At 63.8% G+C, this 19,335-nt stretch carries 13 protein-coding genes, 1 other RNA gene and 1 pseudogene; 6 read left to right on the top strand and 9 right to left on the bottom strand.

Features of this window, described 5'->3' with window-relative positions; genetic code table 11:
- The 3 genes and pseudogenes from IB275_RS19470 to ffs all read right to left on the bottom strand — a co-directional run.
- Nucleotides 1–135: pseudogene (locus tag IB275_RS19470) on the bottom strand (hypothetical protein); the annotation flags it as partial.
- 200 nt (nt 136–335) lie between these two features.
- A protein-coding gene (locus tag IB275_RS19475; RefSeq protein WP_192319282.1) for an IS3 family transposase occupies nt 336–1,486 on the bottom strand; the annotation gives its coding sequence in 2 pieces (ribosomal slippage) (nt 336–1,249 and nt 1,249–1,486; 1,152 coding nt in all).
- Nucleotides 1,487–1,950: 464 nt separating this feature from the next.
- An RNA gene (ffs, locus tag IB275_RS19480) (signal recognition particle sRNA small type) lies at nt 1,951–2,047 on the bottom strand.
- Between the two features lie 243 nt (nt 2,048–2,290).
- Here ffs and IB275_RS19485 point away from each other — a divergent pair.
- Nucleotides 2,291–2,659, top strand: coding sequence for a fimbrial protein (locus tag IB275_RS19485; RefSeq protein ID WP_192294974.1), 369 nt, complete (start codon nt 2,291–2,293; stop codon nt 2,657–2,659).
- A gap of 6 nt (nt 2,660–2,665) precedes the next feature.
- On the opposite strand, the gene IB275_RS19490 is transcribed toward IB275_RS19485, so the two are convergent.
- The 6 genes from IB275_RS19490 to IB275_RS19515 all read right to left on the bottom strand — a co-directional run bounded on the left by IB275_RS19490 (nt 2,666) and on the right by IB275_RS19515 (nt 11,276).
- Nucleotides 2,666–3,043: a hypothetical protein gene (locus tag IB275_RS19490; RefSeq protein ID WP_192294975.1), complete on the bottom strand. Its 378-nt coding sequence runs from the start codon at nt 3,041–3,043 to the stop codon at nt 2,666–2,668.
- 70 nt (nt 3,044–3,113) lie between these two features.
- A complete protein-coding gene (locus IB275_RS19495; protein ID WP_024763913.1) occupies nt 3,114–3,392 on the bottom strand; it encodes an HU family DNA-binding protein in 279 nt (92 codons plus the stop codon).
- Nucleotides 3,393–3,431: 39 nt separating this feature from the next.
- Nucleotides 3,432–5,825 carry an NAD-dependent DNA ligase LigA gene (ligA, locus tag IB275_RS19500; protein WP_192294976.1) on the bottom strand — a complete coding sequence of 798 codons (2,394 nt, stop codon included), beginning with the start codon at nt 5,823–5,825 and terminating at the stop codon, nt 3,432–3,434.
- Nucleotides 5,826–5,912: 87 nt separating this feature from the next.
- The gene (gene zipA, locus IB275_RS19505) at nt 5,913–6,803 is read right to left on the bottom strand and encodes a cell division protein ZipA (protein WP_192294977.1); all 891 of its coding nucleotides are present in this window, start codon (nt 6,801–6,803) and stop codon (nt 5,913–5,915) included.
- Nucleotides 6,804–7,102: 299 nt separating this feature from the next.
- Nucleotides 7,103–10,591, bottom strand: a complete 3,489-nt coding sequence (gene smc, locus IB275_RS19510; RefSeq protein WP_192294978.1) for a chromosome segregation protein SMC — start codon at nt 10,589–10,591, stop codon at nt 7,103–7,105.
- Between the two features lie 25 nt (nt 10,592–10,616).
- Nucleotides 10,617–11,276 (bottom strand): GntR family transcriptional regulator, encoded by a 660-nt coding sequence (locus IB275_RS19515; protein WP_192294979.1) that lies wholly within the window; start codon nt 11,274–11,276, stop codon nt 10,617–10,619.
- Nucleotides 11,277–11,459: 183 nt separating this feature from the next.
- On the opposite strand from IB275_RS19515, the gene IB275_RS19520 reads away from it, so the two are divergent.
- From IB275_RS19520 to guaD, 5 genes are all read left to right on the top strand, one after another.
- Nucleotides 11,460–12,596, top strand: coding sequence for an alkane 1-monooxygenase (locus IB275_RS19520; RefSeq protein ID WP_192294980.1), 1,137 nt, complete (start codon nt 11,460–11,462; stop codon nt 12,594–12,596).
- 347 nt (nt 12,597–12,943) lie between these two features.
- Complete coding sequence (xdhA, locus tag IB275_RS19525; protein ID WP_081518577.1) at nt 12,944–14,407, top strand: xanthine dehydrogenase small subunit; 1,464 nt, start codon at nt 12,944–12,946, stop codon at nt 14,405–14,407.
- Nucleotides 14,400–16,790, top strand: a complete 2,391-nt coding sequence (gene xdhB / locus IB275_RS19530; RefSeq protein ID WP_192294981.1) for a xanthine dehydrogenase molybdopterin binding subunit — start codon at nt 14,400–14,402, stop codon at nt 16,788–16,790. Before xdhA ends, xdhB begins: the two co-directional genes overlap by 8 nt.
- A 135-nt stretch (nt 16,791–16,925) precedes the next feature.
- Nucleotides 16,926–17,777, top strand: a complete 852-nt coding sequence (gene xdhC / locus IB275_RS19535) for a xanthine dehydrogenase accessory protein XdhC (protein WP_192294982.1) — start codon at nt 16,926–16,928, stop codon at nt 17,775–17,777.
- A gap of 83 nt (nt 17,778–17,860) precedes the next feature.
- Nucleotides 17,861–19,165 carry a guanine deaminase gene (gene guaD / locus IB275_RS19540; RefSeq protein WP_192294983.1) on the top strand — a complete coding sequence of 435 codons (1,305 nt, stop codon included), beginning with the start codon at nt 17,861–17,863 and terminating at the stop codon, nt 19,163–19,165.
- Nucleotides 19,166–19,335 lie beyond the last annotated feature (170 nt).

The following is a 19,335-nucleotide window of genomic DNA, read 5'->3' on the forward strand; positions in this document are numbered from 1 at the left end:
ATAACTTGGGTTACGCCAAAGCGCGGTTAGAATTTGACGCAAGGTTTTATTCTCTGGATATTCAGCAATATCAGAGTACCTTCTCGTCGTACCCCATTTTGAAACTTTAGGAAGTACTGAGGATGGAACAGCAATATCGATAGAGGATTTTCGCTGCTTATCTAAGTCAACATGAATCGTAGATGGGTCGCTTGAAGTCGACGGAGCATCTTCATCAGCGATCAAAGTAATTTTATTTCCGCACTCTTCATCATGATGTGCGGCAAAGCAAGGCGCCCTAATATACTTTGAAGTAGAGAAGCCTTTTACGAACCATGTGAATCGCCCCGGCTTTCCTAGACACTTTCCAAGCTCTGGAAATAGCGTTTCTCAAACTCCACTGGCGATAGCTGCATAGCGCTGCTGTGCCGGCGTTTGGGGTTATAAAACATCTCGATGTAATCGAACACATCACTGCGAGCTTCTTCGCGAGTGGCATAGGTTTTTCGTCGGATGCGTTCGCGCTTCAGCAACTGGAAAAAGCTTTCTGCCACGGCGTTATCGTGACAGTTACCGCGTCGGCTCATGCTGCTGATCAGATTGTTGGCCTTGAGGAAACTCTGCCAGTCCGAGCTGCTGAACTGGCTGCCCTGGTCGGAGTGGATCATCACTTCCTGCTTGGGCTTGCGTCGCCAAACCGCCATCAATAAGGCATCGATAGCTAAGTCGCTGCACATCCGAGGTTTCATCGACCAGCCGATCACCTGGCGCGAAAACAGATCCAGCACCACCGCCAAGTACAACCAGCCTTCATAAGTGCGGATGTAAGTGATGTCAGTGACCCAGACCTTGTTCGGCTCGCTGACGGTGAATTGCCGCTCCAGACGGTTGGGCGAAGCCACCGTGGGCTTGCCGCCGTAGTAGCCGGGCCGACGACGATAGCCGGTCTGCGAGCGCAACCCTTCCCCCCGCATCAGGCGGGCTACGCGATGCCGGCCACAGGACTCTCCCAGCTCACGCAGGTCGTCGTGGATCTTGCGATAGCCGTAGACCCCACCGCTTTCCAGCCAGGCATGTTTGATCAATCCGAGCAGGCGCTGATCTTCCTTAGCGCGTACGGATTTCGGCTCGGCCAGCCAGGCGTAGTAACCGCTGGGATGCACCCTGAGGGTCTGGCAGAGACGTCGAACCGGGTACTCCACCGACAGCTTGCTGATGAAGGCGTACTTCAGCCGGACTCCTTGGCAAAGTACGCGGCGGCCTTTTTTAGGATGTCTCGCTCTTCGGTCACCCGCTTGAGTTCGGCGCGCAAACGACGCAGTTCGGCTTGCTGATCACCTTCTTGCTGCCGCTGTTCCTGGGGCTTGCTATAGCGCCTGATCCAGACATAGAGGCTATGCACCGACACACCCAAACGCTCCGCCACATCCGCTACACGCAGGCCGCGCGCGGTAACTTGTCTGACCGCTTCGATTTTGAATTCTTCGGGGTAACGCTGGTTGCTCATGGCACCTCCTGATGGGCCTCATTATGAGGCTTGGAGGTGTCTACGAAACTAGGGGCGATTCAATGCCTTCTCCTGACATAGATCACAAACAATATTTCCTCTGTACGTATCAGGAGATTGCTGATATGCAGCCACCGTGCAATCAGTTCCATCCAGTACGTAGATAACCGAGTCCATTCAGCCAGCCCCACAAGATTAAATGCAAATCCTTATTACTACTATCTTGCTTAAAAAAGGGGCAGCACTGCCTCCCTCCTGACGGAGATTAGCAGCGTCAGAGCGATATCGGAATGCCACCAATAGGTACTGGCTGGAAGCAGCGAATCAAGCGAAGTGGTTTCAGACGCACCGGAACGGTACGATTAGTCTTGGGACACCACTTTGGTGTACCAAGGCGCTGTCACACTCAGAGATTTTCAGGAGAGGAAGTCCTTTAGAATTAAGGACTTACGAAATGGAGGCGGCCCCGCCAGCCACACCCCGGCACACAATGTCCCCGCCTTGGCTGCTTCCTTCCGGACCTGACCAGGTAAGCGAGTAATCGTTGCGGGGGGACCGACAGGGCCACCATCACGAGAAGCTCGCCAGATCAGCGAGCCGCGCCATTGTAGCGGCTTGAGCGCAACTTACAAGCACTTCAAGCACTTAGCGACGTTCCACACGCAATTCCTGACCTTCATCACGAATTTGCCTTTTCATTAGGGGAATTACCCTACAGCCAATTCAGAAAATTCCAGCGGTGCCGACGCTATAGGACGAACCCGTCGCTCAAGGGCGGGCCATGACCGAGCGAGGAATGCCAGCATGTCCGTTGCACTGCGATCCACCACTCTCGTTGCCCTGCTCTTCTCCGCCCCGCTGATGGCCTACGACGGGGTCATCCACTTCAGCGGTGCGGTGGTCGAACCGACCTGCCAGGTCGGGCTGACCGACGTAACCGCCCGCAGCGCCCGCGTGCAATTGAGCGAGTGCAACCGGGCCATGACGATGATGCTGAACCAGCCGCGCGGCGCGATGCCCAGCGTGAGCTACCGGCTGACCGATGCTCGCGGCAATGCATTGGGGAATGGCATCGCGGCCACCGGCGACACCGACAGCGTGATCCGCGAAATCGCCAAGGGTGGCGTAGCCGCGGGCCAGCGCAATGTGGTGCTGGTGGCCGAGTACCTGTAAGGGGCGTTACTGCCCCTGGATCAGCCCTTCGGGCCGAGGCTGGGTGGAGACCTCCAGGTTCGGCCCGATGAACAGATCCATCTTGCTGTAGCCCGGACGGGTGCTGAAGGTGGAGTAGCGCTCCGCCCCCTGGTGGAACTGGAAGGCGACGCGGTATTCACCCGAACGCAGCAGGCGCAGCGGGAAGGCGCGCGCTTCGCCCGGCTTGATCTCGCCCGCGAGGGTTTCCTCGCCGTTTTCCTTGAAGCTGTAGTTCACCGCCGGCCCGCCCACGCCCTCGTAATGAAGGACGATCTGCGGGCGCTCGGTCCAGGCTACGTAGGCCCCGAACAGCACCACCAGCGCCCCGACGCCGAGCAGGCGCTGCTTTCTTGCCTTGTCCATCTCGCTCTCCGTCAATCGCTGGCCCACCCCGCCCTGCGTTGCAACGCAGGGATCGGAGCAGGCCTGCCGATCAGTTCAGGCTGTCGACCAGGGCCTTGGCGGGCACCAGGCGTACCGCCTTCTTCGCGGCGATCTCGATGGTTTTGCCGGTCTGCGGATTGCGGCCGGTGCGGGCAGCGCGTTCGCTGACCTTGAGCTTGCCGATCCCCGGCAGGGTCAGCTCACCGTCGTTCTCCAGGGCGTCCTGGGCGATCTGCGCCAGTTGCTCGAACACGCCGCGCACGGCGGCCTGGGTCAGGTCGAGGGATTCGGCGATATCGCGAACCAGTTGGTCCTTGGTCATGGGCATGGAATGACTCCTTGATGCATTGATCTTGATGGATGCGTGTCAGGCGCCGAGGCCATGGTCGGCCAGCAGCTTGATCAGCTGCTCTTCGTCCATTACGGCGACGCCAAGTTCCTGGGCCTTTGCCAACTTTGAACCCGCTCCCGGTCCTGCAACGACGCAGTGGGTCTTGGCCGAGACCGAGCCGGCCACCTTGGCGCCCAGGCTTTCGAGCTTTTCCTTGGCGACGTCGCGGCTCATGGCCTCCAGGGTGCCGGTCAGCACCCAGGTCTGGCCGGCCAGGGGCAGGCCTTCGACCACCTTGCGCTCGCTGCGCCAGTGCATGCCGAACTCCGCCAGCTGCGCTTCGACCGCCTTCGCGCGCTCGACGCGGGCGGCATCGGCGAAGTACTCGCGTACCGACTGCTTGGCCTTCTCGTTCACGCCCTTGAGGGTGCTGAGGTCGAGCCAGTCCTGGCTGAGGGTAATGAGCGCGTCGAGACTGCCCGTGCGGTCGGCCAGCTTCTCGGCGCCCGTGGCGGCGATGAAGGGGATGTTCAGCTTGTCGATGAAGCCCGCCAGTGTGGCGACGGCGGCGAACTCGGCGGAAACCTCGCCTTCGTCCTGCAGCTGGACGCCATGCTCCGGATTCTGCAGTTCAGCGATCACGCTGCGGTTGTGCTCGTCATCGAAGAAGTTATGGATCTCGTAGGCCACCTCGCCGCCGACATCCGGCAGGTAGGTGAGCACTTCGGGCAGCGCCTTCTGGATGCGCGCCAGGGAACCCAGGGAACGCGCCAGCAGCTTGGCGGTTTCCTCGCCCACATCCGGGATTCCCAGCGCGAAGACGAAGCGTGCCAGCGCGGGCTTGCGGCTATCGGCGATGGCGGCAAGCAGGTTGCGCGTGGAGACTTCGGCAAAGCCTTCCAGCTCGATGACCTGCTCGAAGGTCAGGGTGTAGAGGTCAGCCGGGGACTTCACCAGGCCCTTGTCCACCAGCTGCTCGACGATCTTGTCGCCGAGACCGTCGATGTCCATCGCGCGGCGCGAGACGAAGTGGATGATCGCCTGCTTGAGCTGCGCCTGGCAGAACAGCCGGCCGACGCAACGGTAGATGGCGCCTTCGCTGACTGACTCCTTGCCCTTGCTGCGCTTGACCAGCTGTGTGCGCTCGACCTGCGAGCCGCATACCGGGCACTGGGTGGGGATCGCCACCGGGCGAGCATCCGCCGGACGGCGCTCGGTGACGACCTGCATGACCTGCGGAATCACGTCGCCGGCACGGCGAATGATCACGGTGTCGCCGATCATCAGGCCCAGGCGGGCGACTTCGTCCATGTTGTGCAGCGTGGCATTGGACACGGTCACGCCAGCCACCTGCACCGGCTTCAGACGCGCCACGGGCGTTACGGCACCGGTACGACCGACCTGGAATTCCACATCGAGCAGCTCGGTCAGCTCTTCGCGGGCCGGGAACTTGTGGGCGATGGCCCAGCGCGGCTCGCGGGCGCGGAAGCCCAGCTCACGCTGGAAGTCGATGCGGTTGACCTTGAACACCACGCCGTCGATCTCGTACGCGAGGCTGTCGCGGCGGGCGCCGATGTCTTCGTAATAGGCGCGGCAACCCTCGATACCCTTGGCCAGCTTCAGCTCGCGACTGATCGGAATGCCCCAGCCCTTGAGGGCTTCGAGAATATCGACCTGGGTACCGGGCAGCGCGCCGCCCTCGACGCGGCCGAAACCGTAGCAGCAGAACTCCAGCGGGCGGCTGGCGGTGATCTTCGAATCCAGCTGACGCAGGCTGCCGGCCGCGGCGTTGCGCGGGTTTGCGAAGGTCTTGGCGCCGGCTTCCATCTGCCGCTCGTTGAGCGCATCGAAACCTGCCTTGGACATGAAGACTTCGCCACGCACTTCCAGCACCGCGGGCCAGCCCTCGCCCTTCAGGCGCAACGGCACATTGCGGATGGTACGCACGTTGACGCTGATGTCCTCGCCGGTGGTGCCGTCGCCACGGGTGGCGCCACGGGTCAGCACGCCGTTTTCGTACAACAGACTGACCGCCAGGCCATCGAGCTTGGGCTCGCAGCTGTACTCCACTTCGGCGCCGCCACCGAACAGGTCCGACGCCGGCAGCTGGTCGGCCAGGCCTTCACGCACACGGCGATCGAAGTCGCTGAGGTCCTGTTCCTCGAAGGCGTTGCCCAGGCTGAGCATCGGTACTTCGTGGCGTACCTCGCCGAAGGCCGAGGCGGCCGCACCGCCGACGCGCTGGGTCGGCGATTCGGGGGTGATCAGTTCGAGATGCTCGGCTTCCAGCGCCTTAAGTTCGCGGAACAGGCGGTCGTACTCGGCGTCCGGCACGCTCGGCTCGTCGAGCACGTAGTAGCGGTAGTTGTGGTCGTCGAGTTCGCTGCGCAGCTGGGCGATGCGTTCGGCTGCGGATTGGGAGTCGGTCATGCGGGAATCTCGGGCGGCAAGAGGTTGCGGCTAGAAATGCGAAGCCCCAAGGGTCGCTTGGGGCTTTTTGTGCAGCGTGCGGAAAGCTTAGCGCTTCTGGGTCAGGGCGCGTCGCTCGAAGTCGATGATGCGCTGACGGTAGTGTTCGATGGTCTGCGCGGTCATCACGCTGCGCTGCTCGTCCTTCAGCTCGCCATTGAGCTCCTGGGCCAGCTTGCGGGCAGCGGCGATCATCACATCGAACGCCTGCTTGGGATGGCGCGGGCCCGGCAGGCCGAGGAAGAAGCTCACTGCGCGGGTGCTGAACTGGTCGATGTTGTCCAGATCGAAGGTGCCCGGCTTGACCGCGTTGGCCATGGAGAACAGCACTTCACCGTTGCCGGCCATGCTCTCGTGGCGGTGGAAGATGTCCATCTCACCGTAGCGCAGGCCGCTTTCGAGGATGTTCTGCAGCAGCGCCGGGCCCTTGAAGCCGTTCTCGTCGCGGCTGATGACGTTGATGATCAGCACTTCATCGACCGGCGCCTGCGGCGCCGACGGAGCAGCAGCTGCGGGAGCTACGCGCTCCTTGTCCTTCTTGCGGTCTTTCTTGGGCTTGTCCTTCTCTGCCGGCGCTTCGTCCAGTGGATTGGGGAAATCCTCTTCGTCCAGCGGGCCGAGCAGGTTCGGCGCCGGGTCGTCCAGGTTCAGGTCACCCTGACGCGGCTCGCCGCGGCGCTTGCCGCGCGACTCCTTGGCGCTGAGCTTGGGCAGGTCTTCCTCGTCCAGCTCCGGCTCGCGGTGCTCGACTACACGGGAAGGCCCGAGCAGTTCCGGGTTGGTTTCGTCCCCGTCATCGGGCTGGTTGGCAAACTGGCGATCCAGCTTGAAACGCAACTTGCCCTTGCCACCCCGCATGCGACGCCAACCGTCGAACAGAATGCCGGCGATGACGATAAGCCCAATGACGATCAGCCATTCGCGCAGACCGATATCCATCTAATCCTGTAGCCCCTGAACAAAAAATGATGATGAAAAAAAGGACATCCTATCCCTTGAAAACGTGGAGCCAACTTCATGTTCTGACTGATGTTTTCCACGCGATACAAAAGTGGGGGTTAAGCTAACACGCTCTCACATAACTTTACACTGTCTGAGGCGACACTCCGCCGCACTCTTTGCAACTTTTCATAGCGGTCGCCAGCTGTGCCCCCGGAGTGAACCCTACCCCAATCAAATCAATGCGTTAGACTGAAAACAAAGCATCTTGCCAGCATAGCTCAAGTTCGCCCGGACGATCACGCTTCGGCGAGCGCAACAGCCTCTTCCACATCCACCGCCACCAGACGCGAACAACCCGGTTCGTGCATGGTCACGCCCATCAACTGATCGGCCATCTCCATGGCGATCTTGTTGTGGGTGATATAGATGAACTGCACTTTTTCCGACATCTCCTTCACCAGCCGCGCATAACGGCCGACGTTGGCATCGTCCAGCGGCGCATCGACTTCGTCGAGCATGCAGAACGGTGCCGGGTTCAGCTGGAAAATCGCAAACACCAGCGCCAGAGCGGTCAGAGCCTTCTCGCCACCGGACAGAAGATGGATGGTGCTGTTCTTCTTGCCCGGCGGCCGCGCCATGATCGCCACCCCGGTATCGAGTAGATCCTCGCCGGTAAGTTCCAGATAGGCATGGCCGCCGCCGAAAACCTTGGGGAACAATGCCTGAAGGCCAGCATTGATCTGGTCGAAGGTTTCCTTGAAGCGATTGCGGGTTTCCTTGTCGATCTTGCGGATGACGTTTTCCAGGGTATCCAGCGCTTCCACCAGGTCGTCGTTCTGGTCGTCCAGGTAGCGCTTGCGCTCGGATTGCTGCTGGTATTCCTCGATCGCCGCAAGGTTGATCGGGCCCAGGCGGCCGATGCGCGCGGCCAGTTCTTCCAGACGGGTTTCCCAGACCTTCTCGGCGGCGTCGTGGGGCAAGGTGGCCAACACGCCGTGCAGGTCGTAGCCGTCCTCGTGGAGCTGTTCCTGCAGCGACTTGCGCCGCACGCTCAGGGCCTGCCACTCCATGCGCTGCTGCTCCAGCTGGCCGCGCAGCAGTTGCGACTGCTGCTCGGCCTGGGTGCGGCGCTTCTCGGCGTCGCGCAACTGGCGGTCGGCATCTTCCAGCGCCAGGCGCGCGTGCTTGAGTTCGTCTTCCACCGCCATGCGCCGGTCGAGCAATTCCTCGAGACGCATGCGCAGTTCTTCCAGCGGCGCGGCGCCCTCCTCCAGGTTGAGGTTGAGCTGCTCGCAACGCTCGACCAGGCGCACGGCCTGGCTGTCCAGGCGCTCCAGCGCCTGACGGGTGGATTCGTGCTGGGCGCGCAGGGAGCCGACGCGCACAGCCAGCTGATGGGCGTGATCCTTGTGCTGGCGAGACTCCTGGCGGATGCGGTCGAGCTTCTCGCGCATGCCGTCGCGCTCGGCGAGCAGTGATTCGCGCCGCTCAGTGTCCACGGCCATGGCATCCAGCGCCTCCTGCAGGCTCAGGCGGGCTTCGCCCAGCTGCTCCTGCTCGATAGCGTGCTGCTCGGCCAGCTCGGCCAGCTCTTCGTCCAGACGGCGACGGCGCAGGGTCAGTTGCTCGACCTTGGCCTGCTGCGCGGACAGCTGCGCCTTCAGCTCGCCCTGGCGGCGGCCTTCGTCCTGCAGGCGGCGACGCACCTGGTCGCGGCCCTCCTCGGCCTGGCGCTGCTCGTCGCGCAGGCGTACAAGTTGTTCATCGATCTCGGCGAGGCGCTGCTCCAGCGTCTCGCGCTCGGCGTACAGGCGCTCCAGCTCCTGGCCACGCGCCAGTACACCGCCATCGGCGGACTCACCACGGCGCACGCGCAGGAAGTTGCGGCCAACCCAGTAGCCGTCGCGGCTGATCAGGCTTTCGCCATCCCCCAGCGACGCACGCTGAGCCAGTGCCTGCTCCAGGGTTTCGACCGGCCGCACGCGGCCCAGCCAGTAGCTCAGGTCGACATTCGCTTCGACCTTGTCCAGCAGGCTGCCGGGGCGGGAAACGGCGCCAGCGGTCAGATCGAGCAGGCGCAGCTCGCCCTTCTCCAGCGCGTCGAAGGGCAGCCCCTTCACGTCATCCAGCAGCACACCGTGCAGGTCGGCGCCGAGCACGGTTTCCACCGCCAGCTCCCAACCCGCCTGCACTCGCAGGCCCTCGGCAAGGCGCGGACGCTGCTCCAGCCCTTGTTGGCGCAGCCATTGCGCGGTGCCGTCGCCCGGATCGAGCGCGGCCTGCTGCAGCGCCTCCAGCGAGGCAATGCGGCCATTCAGGCGTTGCAGCTCGCCCTGCGCCTGATGCTGCGCGGCCGTGCTTTCCTGCAGGGACTGGCGCACACGCTCCAGTCGCTCGGCCAGTTCCTGTTCCTCGATCTGCGACTCTTCCAGCAGCAACTCGATGGCGGCGACCTGTTCGCCCAGCTCGAGGATCGCGGCATCTTCCGGATCGGCGGCCAGTTGCGTGCGCTCGTCGTTCAGACGGCGCTGGCGCTCGCCCTGGCGTTCCAGGCTCTGTTCCAGGTGCTGGATGCGCGACTGCTGCACCTCCGCTTCGCGGCGCGGTTCGGCGCTTTGCTGGTTGAAGGCGTCCCAGCGCTGCTGCCAGTCGTGCATTCGCTGCTCGGCGTCTTCCAGGCCGACGGTAGCTTCTTCGGCGGCGGCGGCGCTGATTTCCTGTTCCGGGGCCAGGCGCTCCAGCTCCTCGCCCAGGGTGGCGAGCAGGGTGCGGTCGTGGCCCAGGTGGGATTCGGTTTCCTGCCGGGTCTTTTCCGCCTCTCGCAGGTCGTCCTGCAGCTGACGCAGGCGCTGCTGGCCGTGCTGGATGCTCTGCTCGACGCGGGCGATGTCGCCGCCCACGGAATAGAAGCGGCCCTGCACCTGGTTGAAGGTTTCCGACAGCTCGTGGTGGCCGTCGCGCAGGCGCTCGATGCTGGCATCGGCGCTGCGCTGTTCGGCCACCAGCGCCTCGAAGGCCACCTCCTGGTCGCCGATGACCTTTTCCTTCTGCCCGACCTGCTCATTCAGGTCGCGCCAGCGCAGGGCACCGAGCTGGGCCTTGAGGGTGCGCTCCTCGGCCTTGAATTCCTGGTACTTCTCCGCCGACTGGGCCTGGCGGTGCAGGCGTTCCAGCTGGCGCTCCAGCTCTTCGCGCAGGTCGGTGAGGCGCGCGAGGTTTTCCTGGGTACGGCGGATGCGATTCTCGGTCTCGCGGCGGCGCTCCTTGTACTTGGAGATGCCGGCGGCTTCCTCGATGAAGTTGCGCAGATCCTCGGGCTTGGCCTCGATCAGCTTGGAGATCATGCCCTGTTCGATGATCGAGTAGCTGCGCGGCCCCAGGCCGGTGCCGAGGAAGATGTCGGTGATGTCACGGCGGCGGCACTTGGTGCCGTTGAGGAAGTAGGTGTTCTGGCCGTCGCGGGTCACGCGGCGGCGGATGGAAATCTCGGCGTAGCTGGCGTATTCGCCCAGCAGGGTCTGGTCGGAGTTGTCGAACACCAGTTCGATGGACGCCTGGGTCACCGGCTTGCGCGTGTTGGAGCCATTGAAGATGACGTCGGTCATCGACTCGCCGCGGAGGTTCTTCGCCGAACTCTCGCCCATCACCCAGCGAACGGCGTCGATGATGTTGGACTTGCCGCAGCCATTGGGGCCGACCACGGCCGCCATGTTGCTCGGGAAATTGACCGTCGTCGGGTCGACGAAGGACTTGAAGCCCGCCAGCTTGATGCACTTGAGCCGCATGCGCCCTCTTCCCCCTTTTCTCTTCTTATCGTTCAGCCAGTGCGGCGAGGACCAGTTGGCTGTTGTGCCGACCGTAGTCGAGCAGGACCTCGCGGATGCCCGCCTCGTCGCGGCCCACCACCGCGCGCAGCAGGTTTTCGAAGCTGCCGATGAACTGACTCATCTCGCCTTTGCGGCGTTCCAGGGCCAGATGATAGGTGCGACTGATGGCCGGCAGGAGATTTTCCACGGTTTCCTGCAGGTAGGGATTGGCAGCGAACGGGAAGGCAGCGCGCATGATGTCGAAGCTGGATTCGACGAAGGCGTTGATGTCGCCGCGTTCGAGTTCGTCCAGCAGGCGCTGCTGGATGGCCATGAAGGGTGCCAGATCGGCTTCCTGGCGCCAGGTCCGCGCCACGCTGCTGGCGAGCATGATGTAGAGCTCCATCACCAGCGAGTAGAGGCTTTCCACGTGGGCCGCGGACAGCTCGGACACCTGCGCTCCCCGCCGCGGCAGGATCACGACCAGATGGCGGCGCTCGAGGATCAGCAGCGCTTCGCGGACCGAGCCGCGGCTGACGTTGAGGGTCTGGGTGACCTTCTGTTCCTGGATGCGTTCGCGTTCCTTGAGTTCGCCCCGGATGATGCGTTCGGCAAGGTGGTGCGCGATCTGCTCAGCCAGGCTGTCCGGGGCCTTGAACGTCATGGTTGTCCTTAAGAATCGGGGCGCTTTCGAGGGGGTATTGCGGACGCGAAGTGTAACACAGGGTGTTACCGCGCCATCCCCCGCCCAGGAGGGACGACAGAACAAAGGTTGGTGCATCCGCCGGAAGGAACAGGCGCAGGATTGTCTGACAATCCTACACAAGAGACGTATCGGGAGTCGTCCATGTTCGCTTTGTTCCTTTCCCCTGCCTGGATGTTGCGTCTTAAGAAAGCCGGCTACTGGATCTGGCTGGTTCCCGTCTTCGGCATTCCCGTCAGCTATTGGTGGTCCTACGGCAGCGACTATCCCAATGCCTGGGCGTGGCTGGTCATCACCGTGGTGTTCGGGGTGATCCCGCTGCTGGACTTCGTGGTCGGCCGCGATCCGGCCAATCCCGACGAGGTGGAGGAAGTCCCGCCCATGGAGCGCGAGGGCTACTACCGCTTCCTCAGCCTGATGACCGTGCCGCTGTTGCTGGGCATGCTGGTCTACGGCGGCTGGGTACTGGCCACTTATGACGCCTGGAACTGGGTCGGCCAGCTCGGCTGGATACTTTCCGTCGGCACCGTGATGGGCGCCATTGGCATCACCGTTTCCCACGAACTGATCCACAAGGACCCGGAGCTGGAGCAGAACGCCGGCGGCCTGCTGCTGGCAGCAGTGTGTTACGCGGGCTTCAAGGTGGAACACGTACGCGGCCACCATGTGCATGTCTCCACGCCGGAAGACGCCTCGTCCTCGCGCTACGGCCAGAGCCTGTATGCCTTCCTGCCCCACGCCTACAAGCACAACTTCCTCAACGCCTGGCGGCTGGAGTCCGAACGCCTCAAGCGCAAGGGCCTGCCGGCACTGCACTGGCGCAACGAGCTGATCTGGTGGTACGTGATCAGCGCGCTGTTCCTGGTCGGCTTCAGCGTCGCCTTCGGCTGGATCGGCGCGGTGTACTTCATCGGCCAGTCGGTGATGGCCTTCACCCTGCTGGAGATCGTCAACTACGTCGAGCACTACGGCCTGCACCGCCGCCGCCTGGACACCGGGCGCTACGAGCGCACCACCCACGAGCACTCCTGGAACAGCAACTTCCTGCTGACCAACCTGTTCCTCTTCCACCTGCAGCGCCATTCCGACCACCACGCCAACGCCAAGCGCCGCTACCAGGTGCTGCGCCACTTCGACGAGAGCCCGCAGCTGCCCAACGGTTACGCCGGGATGATCGTCCTCGCGCTGTTCCCACCGCTCTGGCGGGCGGTGATGGACCGCCGCGTGCGCGCCTATTACGCCGGCGAGGAATACCAGCTGAGCGCTACACAGCAGGCCTGATCGACGAGTTCCACGCCTTGGCGGCAAGCCCTACCCCGGCTTGCCGCCTTTTTTCTTTCTGCCTTCTTGAGTCGGCCGCTCTACGTAGGACGGCGTGGCACGCCGGATGTAGGGCGCATAACCCGGAACGGGTTATCCGCCGTTGTCCTGCGGCGGATAACGCCGGCGCGTTATGCGCCCTACGGAGCGGCAGGAGCGCCCGCCAATCTGCCCCCATCACACCATTCATCACCCGCCGAAAAACTTTCTGACCATTGAGACAGAAATTTTATTGACTCAAAAGTCAGCTTTCCATAGATTCGCCTCCAGTGCCCTACCAAAAACAAGAACCAGCCTGGAGGCAAGCCTTGATCAGGTTCCTGCTCAATCGCGAGCTGCGCGTCGAAGACCGCCTCGATCCCAATCTCACCGTGCTCAATTACCTGCGCCAGAACCTGAGCAAGACAGGCACCAAGGAAGGCTGCGCCTCCGGTGACTGCGGCGCCTGCACGGTGGTCGTCGGTGAACTGGTCGGCGAAGAAGGCGCCGAGCGCATCCGCTACCGCACCCTCAACTCCTGCCTGACCTTCGTCTCGTCGCTGCACGGCAAGCAGCTGATCAGCGTCGATGACTTGAAGCACCGCGGCGAACTGCACGGCGTGCAGCAGGCCATGGTCGATTGCCACGGTTCGCAGTGCGGCTTCTGCACCCCCGGCTTCGTCATGTCGCTGTTCGCCCTGCAGAAGAACACCGCAGGCGAGACCGCCGAAGAGCGCAAGGCCGAGGCCCATGAAGCGCTGGCCGGCAACCTGTGCCGCTGCACCGGCTACCGCCCGATCCTCGATGCCGCCGAGCAATCCTGCTGCCAGAAGCAGCCGGACCAGTTCGATGTTGCCCAGCCCGAGATCATCGCCCAGCTGAAAGCCATCGCCCCGCGCGAAACCGCCGAGCTGAACAGCGGCGACAAGCGCTGCCTGCTCCCGCTGACCATCGCCGACCTGGCCGACATCTACACCGCCAACCCGCAGGCTCGCCTGCTGGCCGGTGGCACCGACCTGGCCCTTGAAGTCACCCAGTTCCACCGCGAACTGCCGGTGATGATCTACGTCGGCCACGTCGAGGAAATGAAGCGCGTCGAAGTCTTCGACGACCGCATCGAGATCGGCGCCGCGACTCCGCTGACCGACTGCTACGAAACCCTGGCCCGCGACTACCCGGACTTCGGCGAGCTGCTGCACCGCTTCGCCTCGCTGCAGATCCGCAACCAGGGCACCCTGGGCGGCAACATCGGCAACGCCTCGCCCATCGGCGACTCGCCGCCGCTGCTGATCGCACTGGGCGCGCGCCTGGTACTGCGCAAGGGCAACGAACGTCGCGAACTGCCGATCGACGAATACTTCATCGACTACAAGGTCACCGCGCGCCAGGAAGGCGAGTTCATCGAGCAGGTGATCATCCCGCGCCCGCAGGCCAGCCAGGCGTTCCGCGCCTACAAGGTCTCCAAGCGCCTGGACGACGACATCTCCGCCGTTTGCGCTGCCTTCAACCTGACCGTGGAGAACTGCCGGATCACCGCCGTGCGCACCGGCTTCGGCGGCATGGCCGCCATCCCGAAACGCGCCGCCGCCTGCGAAGCCGCACTGCTCGGCCAGACCTTCAACAGCGCCACCTTCGAGCGTGCCGCGCAGGCACTGAGCGAGGACTTCGCCCCGCTCACCGACTTCCGTGCGAGCAAGGAGTACCGCCTGCTCACCGCGCAGAACCTGCTGCGCAAGTGCTTCCTGGAACTGGAAGCCCCTCAGGCCGTGACCCGGGTGACCCACTATGCATAAGCCTCAGAAGAGCCAGGAAGAACTCACTGCGCTGTTCCGCGCCGACCTCACCACCGGCGTGGGCCGCAGCGTCAAGCACGAGAGCGCGCCCAAGCACGTCAGCGGCGAAGCGCAGTACATCGACGACCGCCTGGAATTCCCCAACCAGCTGCACGTCTATGCCCGCATGAGCGACCGCGCCCACGCACGCATTACCAAGCTGGACGTGAGCCCCTGCTACCAGTTCCCCGGTGTCGCCATCGCGATCACCAAGGATGACGTTCCCGGCCAGCTGGACATCGGCCCGGTGGTTGCCGGTGACCCGCTGCTGGCGGACGGCAAGGTCGAGTACGTCGGCCAGATGGTCATCGCCGTCGCCGCCGACAGCCTGGAAACCGCACGCAAGGCCGCCATGGCCGCGATCATCGAGTACGAAGACCTGGAGCCGGTGCTCGACGTGGTCGAAGCGCTGCGCAAGAAGCACTTCGTGCTCGACAGCCACCAGCACAAGATCGGCGACTCGGAAGCCAAGCTCGCCACCGCGCCGAACCGCATCCAGGGCACCTTGCACATCGGCGGCCAGGAACACTTCTACCTGGAGACGCAGATTTCCTCGGTCATGCCCACCGAAGACGGCGGCGTGATCGTCTATACCTCGACGCAGAACCCCACCGAAGTGCAGAAGCTGGTCGCCGAAGTGCTGGGCATCTCCTTCAACAAGGTGGTCATCGACATGCGCCGCATGGGCGGCGGCTTCGGCGGCAAGGAAACCCAGGCTGCCGCACCGGCGTGCCTGTGCGCGGTGATCGCGCGCCTCACCGGTCGCCCGGCGAAGATGCGCCTGCCGCGCGTCGAAGACATGCAGATGACCGGCAAGCGCCACCCCTTCTACGTCGAATACGACGTGGGCTTCGAGGACGACGGCCTGCTGCACGGCATCAACATCGAGCTGGCCGGCAACTGCGGCTACTCGCCGGACCTCTCCGGATCCATCGTTGACCGCGCGATGTTCCACTCCGACAACGCCTACTTCCTCGGCAACGCCACGGTGAACGGTCACCGCTGCAAGACCAACACCGCGTCGAACACCGCCTACCGCGGCTTCGGCGGCCCGCAGGGTATGGTCGCCATCGAGGAGATCATGGACGCGGTCGCGCGCCACCTCGGCAAGGACCCGCTGGAAGTGCGCAAGCGTAACTACTATGGCAAGGACGAGCGCAACGTCACCCACTACTACCAGCAGGTGGAACACAACCTGCTGCAGGAAATGACCGAGGAACTGGAAGCCAGCTCCGAGTACACCAAGCGCCGCGCCGAAATCCGCGAATTCAACGCCAATAGCCCGGTGCTGAAGAAAGGTCTGTCGCTGACCCCAGTGAAATTCGGCATCAGCTTCACCGCCACCTTCCTCAACCAGGCCGGCGCGCTGATCCACATCTACACCGACGGCAGCATCCACCTGAACCACGGCGGCACCGAGATGGGCCAGGGCCTGAACACCAAGGTCGCCCAGGTGGTGGCCGAGGTCTTCCAGGTCGACATCGACCGCGTGCAGATCACCGCCACCAACACGGACAAGGTGCCCAACACGTCACCGACCGCCGCTTCTTCCGGTGCCGACCTGAACGGCAAGGCCGCGCAGAACGCCGCCGAGACCCTCAAGCAGCGCCTGGTGGAGTTCGCCGCCAAGCACTGGAAGGTAACCGAGGAAGACGTCGAGTTCCGCAACAACCAGGTGCGCGTACGCGACCAGATCCTGCCCTTCGAGGAACTGGTACAGCAGGCCTATTTCGGCCAGGTCTCGCTCTCCTCCACCGGTTTCTACCGCACGCCGAAGATCTTCTACGACCGCAGCCAGGCGCGCGGCCGGCCGTTCTACTACTTCGCCTACGGCGTGTCCTGCTCGGAAGTAATCGTCGACACCCTCACCGGCGAGTACAAGATGCTGCGCAGCGACATCCTCCACGATGTCGGCGCCTCGCTGAACCCGGCCATCGACATCGGCCAGGTGGAAGGTGGCTTCGTCCAGGGCATGGGCTGGCTGACCATGGAAGAGCTGGTGTGGAACGCCAAGGGCAAGCTGATGACCAACGGCCCGGCGAGCTACAAGATCCCGGCCATCGCCGACATGCCCATCGACCTGCGGGTGAAGCTGGTGGAGAACCGCAAGAACCCGGAACAGACGGTGTTCCACTCCAAGGCTGTCGGCGAGCCGCCGTTCATGCTGGGTATCTCGGTGTTCTGCGCGATCAAGGACGCCGTGGCCAGCCTCGCCGACTACCGCGCCCAGCCGCAGATCGATGCCCCGGCCACCCCTGAGCGCGTGCTCTGGGGCGTGGAGCAGATGCGCAAGCTGAAGCTGGCCCAGGTCGAGAAGGCACCGGTTCAGGTCGAGCCGGCGTGATGTGACCATGGGGCACCGCTGGCAGGGAGAGACGTCCCCACTTCCGTCCTCCACCCTGCCAGCGGCGCCCCACCCTTACAAGTAACCGTGGAACGCTTCGCGCGCCCCACGACTACACCCTTGAGGTTCGCAACGATGAACTGGATCAGTGCCCTCGCCGACCTGCAACAACGCGCCGAAGCCAGCGTGCTGGTGACCATCATCGAAGAGCGCGGCTCGACCCCGCGCAACGCCGGCTCGAAGATGGTCGTCAGCGCCGACCAGGCCTACGACACCATCGGCGGCGGCCACCTCGAATTCAAGGCCATGCAGATCGCCCGCGACATGCTGCTGTCCCGCGAGCGCGAGCCTAAGCTGGAGCGCTTCAGCCTCGGCGCCAGCCTCGGCCAGTGCTGCGGCGGCGCCACCGTCCTGCTGTTCGAACCCATGGGCCAGCCACAGGCGCACATCGCCGTGTTCGGCGCCGGCCACGTCGGGCGCGCGCTGGTACCGCTGCTCGCCAGCCTGCCGTGCAAGGTGCGCTGGATCGACTCGCGGGAGGCCGAGTTCCCCGGCTACATCCCCGAGGGCGTGACCCGCGTGATCAACGAGGAAGTGATCGACGAGATCGACGAGATGCCCGCCGGCAGCTACTTCATCGTCATGACCCACAACCACGCGCTGGACCTGGAGCTGACCGCGAAGATCCTCGAGCGCAACGACTTTACCTACTTCGGCCTGATCGGCTCCGACACCAAGCGCGCCAAGTTCGAGCACCGCCTGCGCGACCGCGGTTTCGCCGCCGACACCGTGCAGCGCATGCGCTGCCCCATGGGCATCAGCGAGGTAAAGGGCAAGCTGCCGGTGGAGATCGCCGTGTCCATCGCCGGCGAGGTGATCGCCACCTACAACGCCACCTTCGGTCAGGAGACCGGCAAAGGCGAGAACACCGTGGCCAAACTGTTACCCACGAGCCGCCGCGCCCGCACCGCCGAAAGCGGCGCCTGAAATTTCCGTAGCATGGGCGCATGCCCATCCCGCCCCGGCGCCTGCGCGCGCCCCGGCCCCGAAACACGACTGAAGAGAGATCGATGAGCACTCAAGCCAAAGCCTACCGCGCCAGCATCCTGCACAGCGTCGCCGACCCGGCCGAAGTCGGCGTGGAGAAGTCCTACCAGTACTTCGAGGACGGCATCCTGCTGGTGGAAGACGGCAAGGTCGCCCGCCTCGGCCATGCTGCCGACCTGCTGCCGCAACTGGGTGGCGTCGAAGTGGTGGAATACCGTGACGCGCTGATCACCCCCGGCTTCATCGACACCCACATCCATTACCCGCAGACTGGCATGATTGCCTCCTACGGCGAACAGCTGCTGGACTGGCTGAACACCTACACCTTCCCCACCGAAAAGCAGTTTGCCGATCCGGCCCACGCCGCCGATGTCGCCGGCATCTTCCTCAAGGAGCTGCTGCGCGCCGGCACCACCACCGCGCTGGTGTTCGGCACCGTGCACCCGCAGTCGGTGGACGCGCTGTTCGGCGCTGCGCAGAAGCTCGATCTGCGCCTGATCGCCGGCAAGGTGATGATGGACCGCAACGCCCCGGATTACCTGACCGATACCGCCGAAACCAGCTACACCGACAGCAAGGCGCTGATCGAGCGCTGGCACGGCAAGGGCCGCCTGCTCTACGCGGTAACCCCGCGCTTCGCTCCCACGAGTACCCCGGAACAGCTGGACGCCGCCGGCCGCCTGCTCAAGGAGCATCCGGGCGTGTACCTGCACACGCACCTGTCGGAAAACCTCAAGGAAATCGAGTGGGTCAAGGAGCTGTTCCCGGAGCGCAAGGGCTACCTGGACGTCTATGACCACCACGGCCTGCTCGGCCCGCGCTCGGTGTTCGCCCACGGCGTGCACCTGTGCGACGGCGAATGCCAGCGCCTGGCGGAAACCGGCTCGGCCGTGGCCTTCTGCCCGACCTCCAACCTGTTCCTAGGCAGCGGCCTGTTCGACCTGGCCAAGCTGGAGAAGCACAAGGTCAAGGTCGGCCTGGGCACCGATGTCGGTGCCGGCACCAGCTTCTCCCAGCTGCAGTCGCTGAACGAGGCCTACAAGGTCATGCAGTTGCAGGGCATCAAGCTCGACCCCTTCAAATCGCTGTACCTGGCCACCCTCGGCGGCGCCCGCGCACTGGAGCTGGACGACAAAGTCGGCAGCTTCGCCCAGGGCAACGAGGCCGACTTCGTGGTCCTCGACTACAAGGCCACCCCGCTGCTGGACTACCGCCTGCAGCAGGCGAAAACCCTGGAGGAGAAACTCTTCGCACTGGTCATCCTCGGCGACGACCGTACCGTGAAGGAAACCTTCGCGCACGGCCGCAACGTGCATCGCCGCGGTTGACCCCTTACGGCTCCGGCGCCGGGTCCTCGCTCAGGACCAACCCGGCGCTGGGGCCGCTTTTCTTTCCGGCACCTTTGCGCGGCAATCCCGCGTAAATCCACCCTTGTAGGAGCGCTCCATGCGCGCGATCGCGGGCATGGCCCGCTCCTACAGGGAGCCTCGGCGTTAGC

It is taken from the genome of Pseudomonas sp. PDM21, from assembly GCF_014852505.2.
Lineage (GTDB): Bacteria > Pseudomonadota > Gammaproteobacteria > Pseudomonadales > Pseudomonadaceae > Pseudomonas.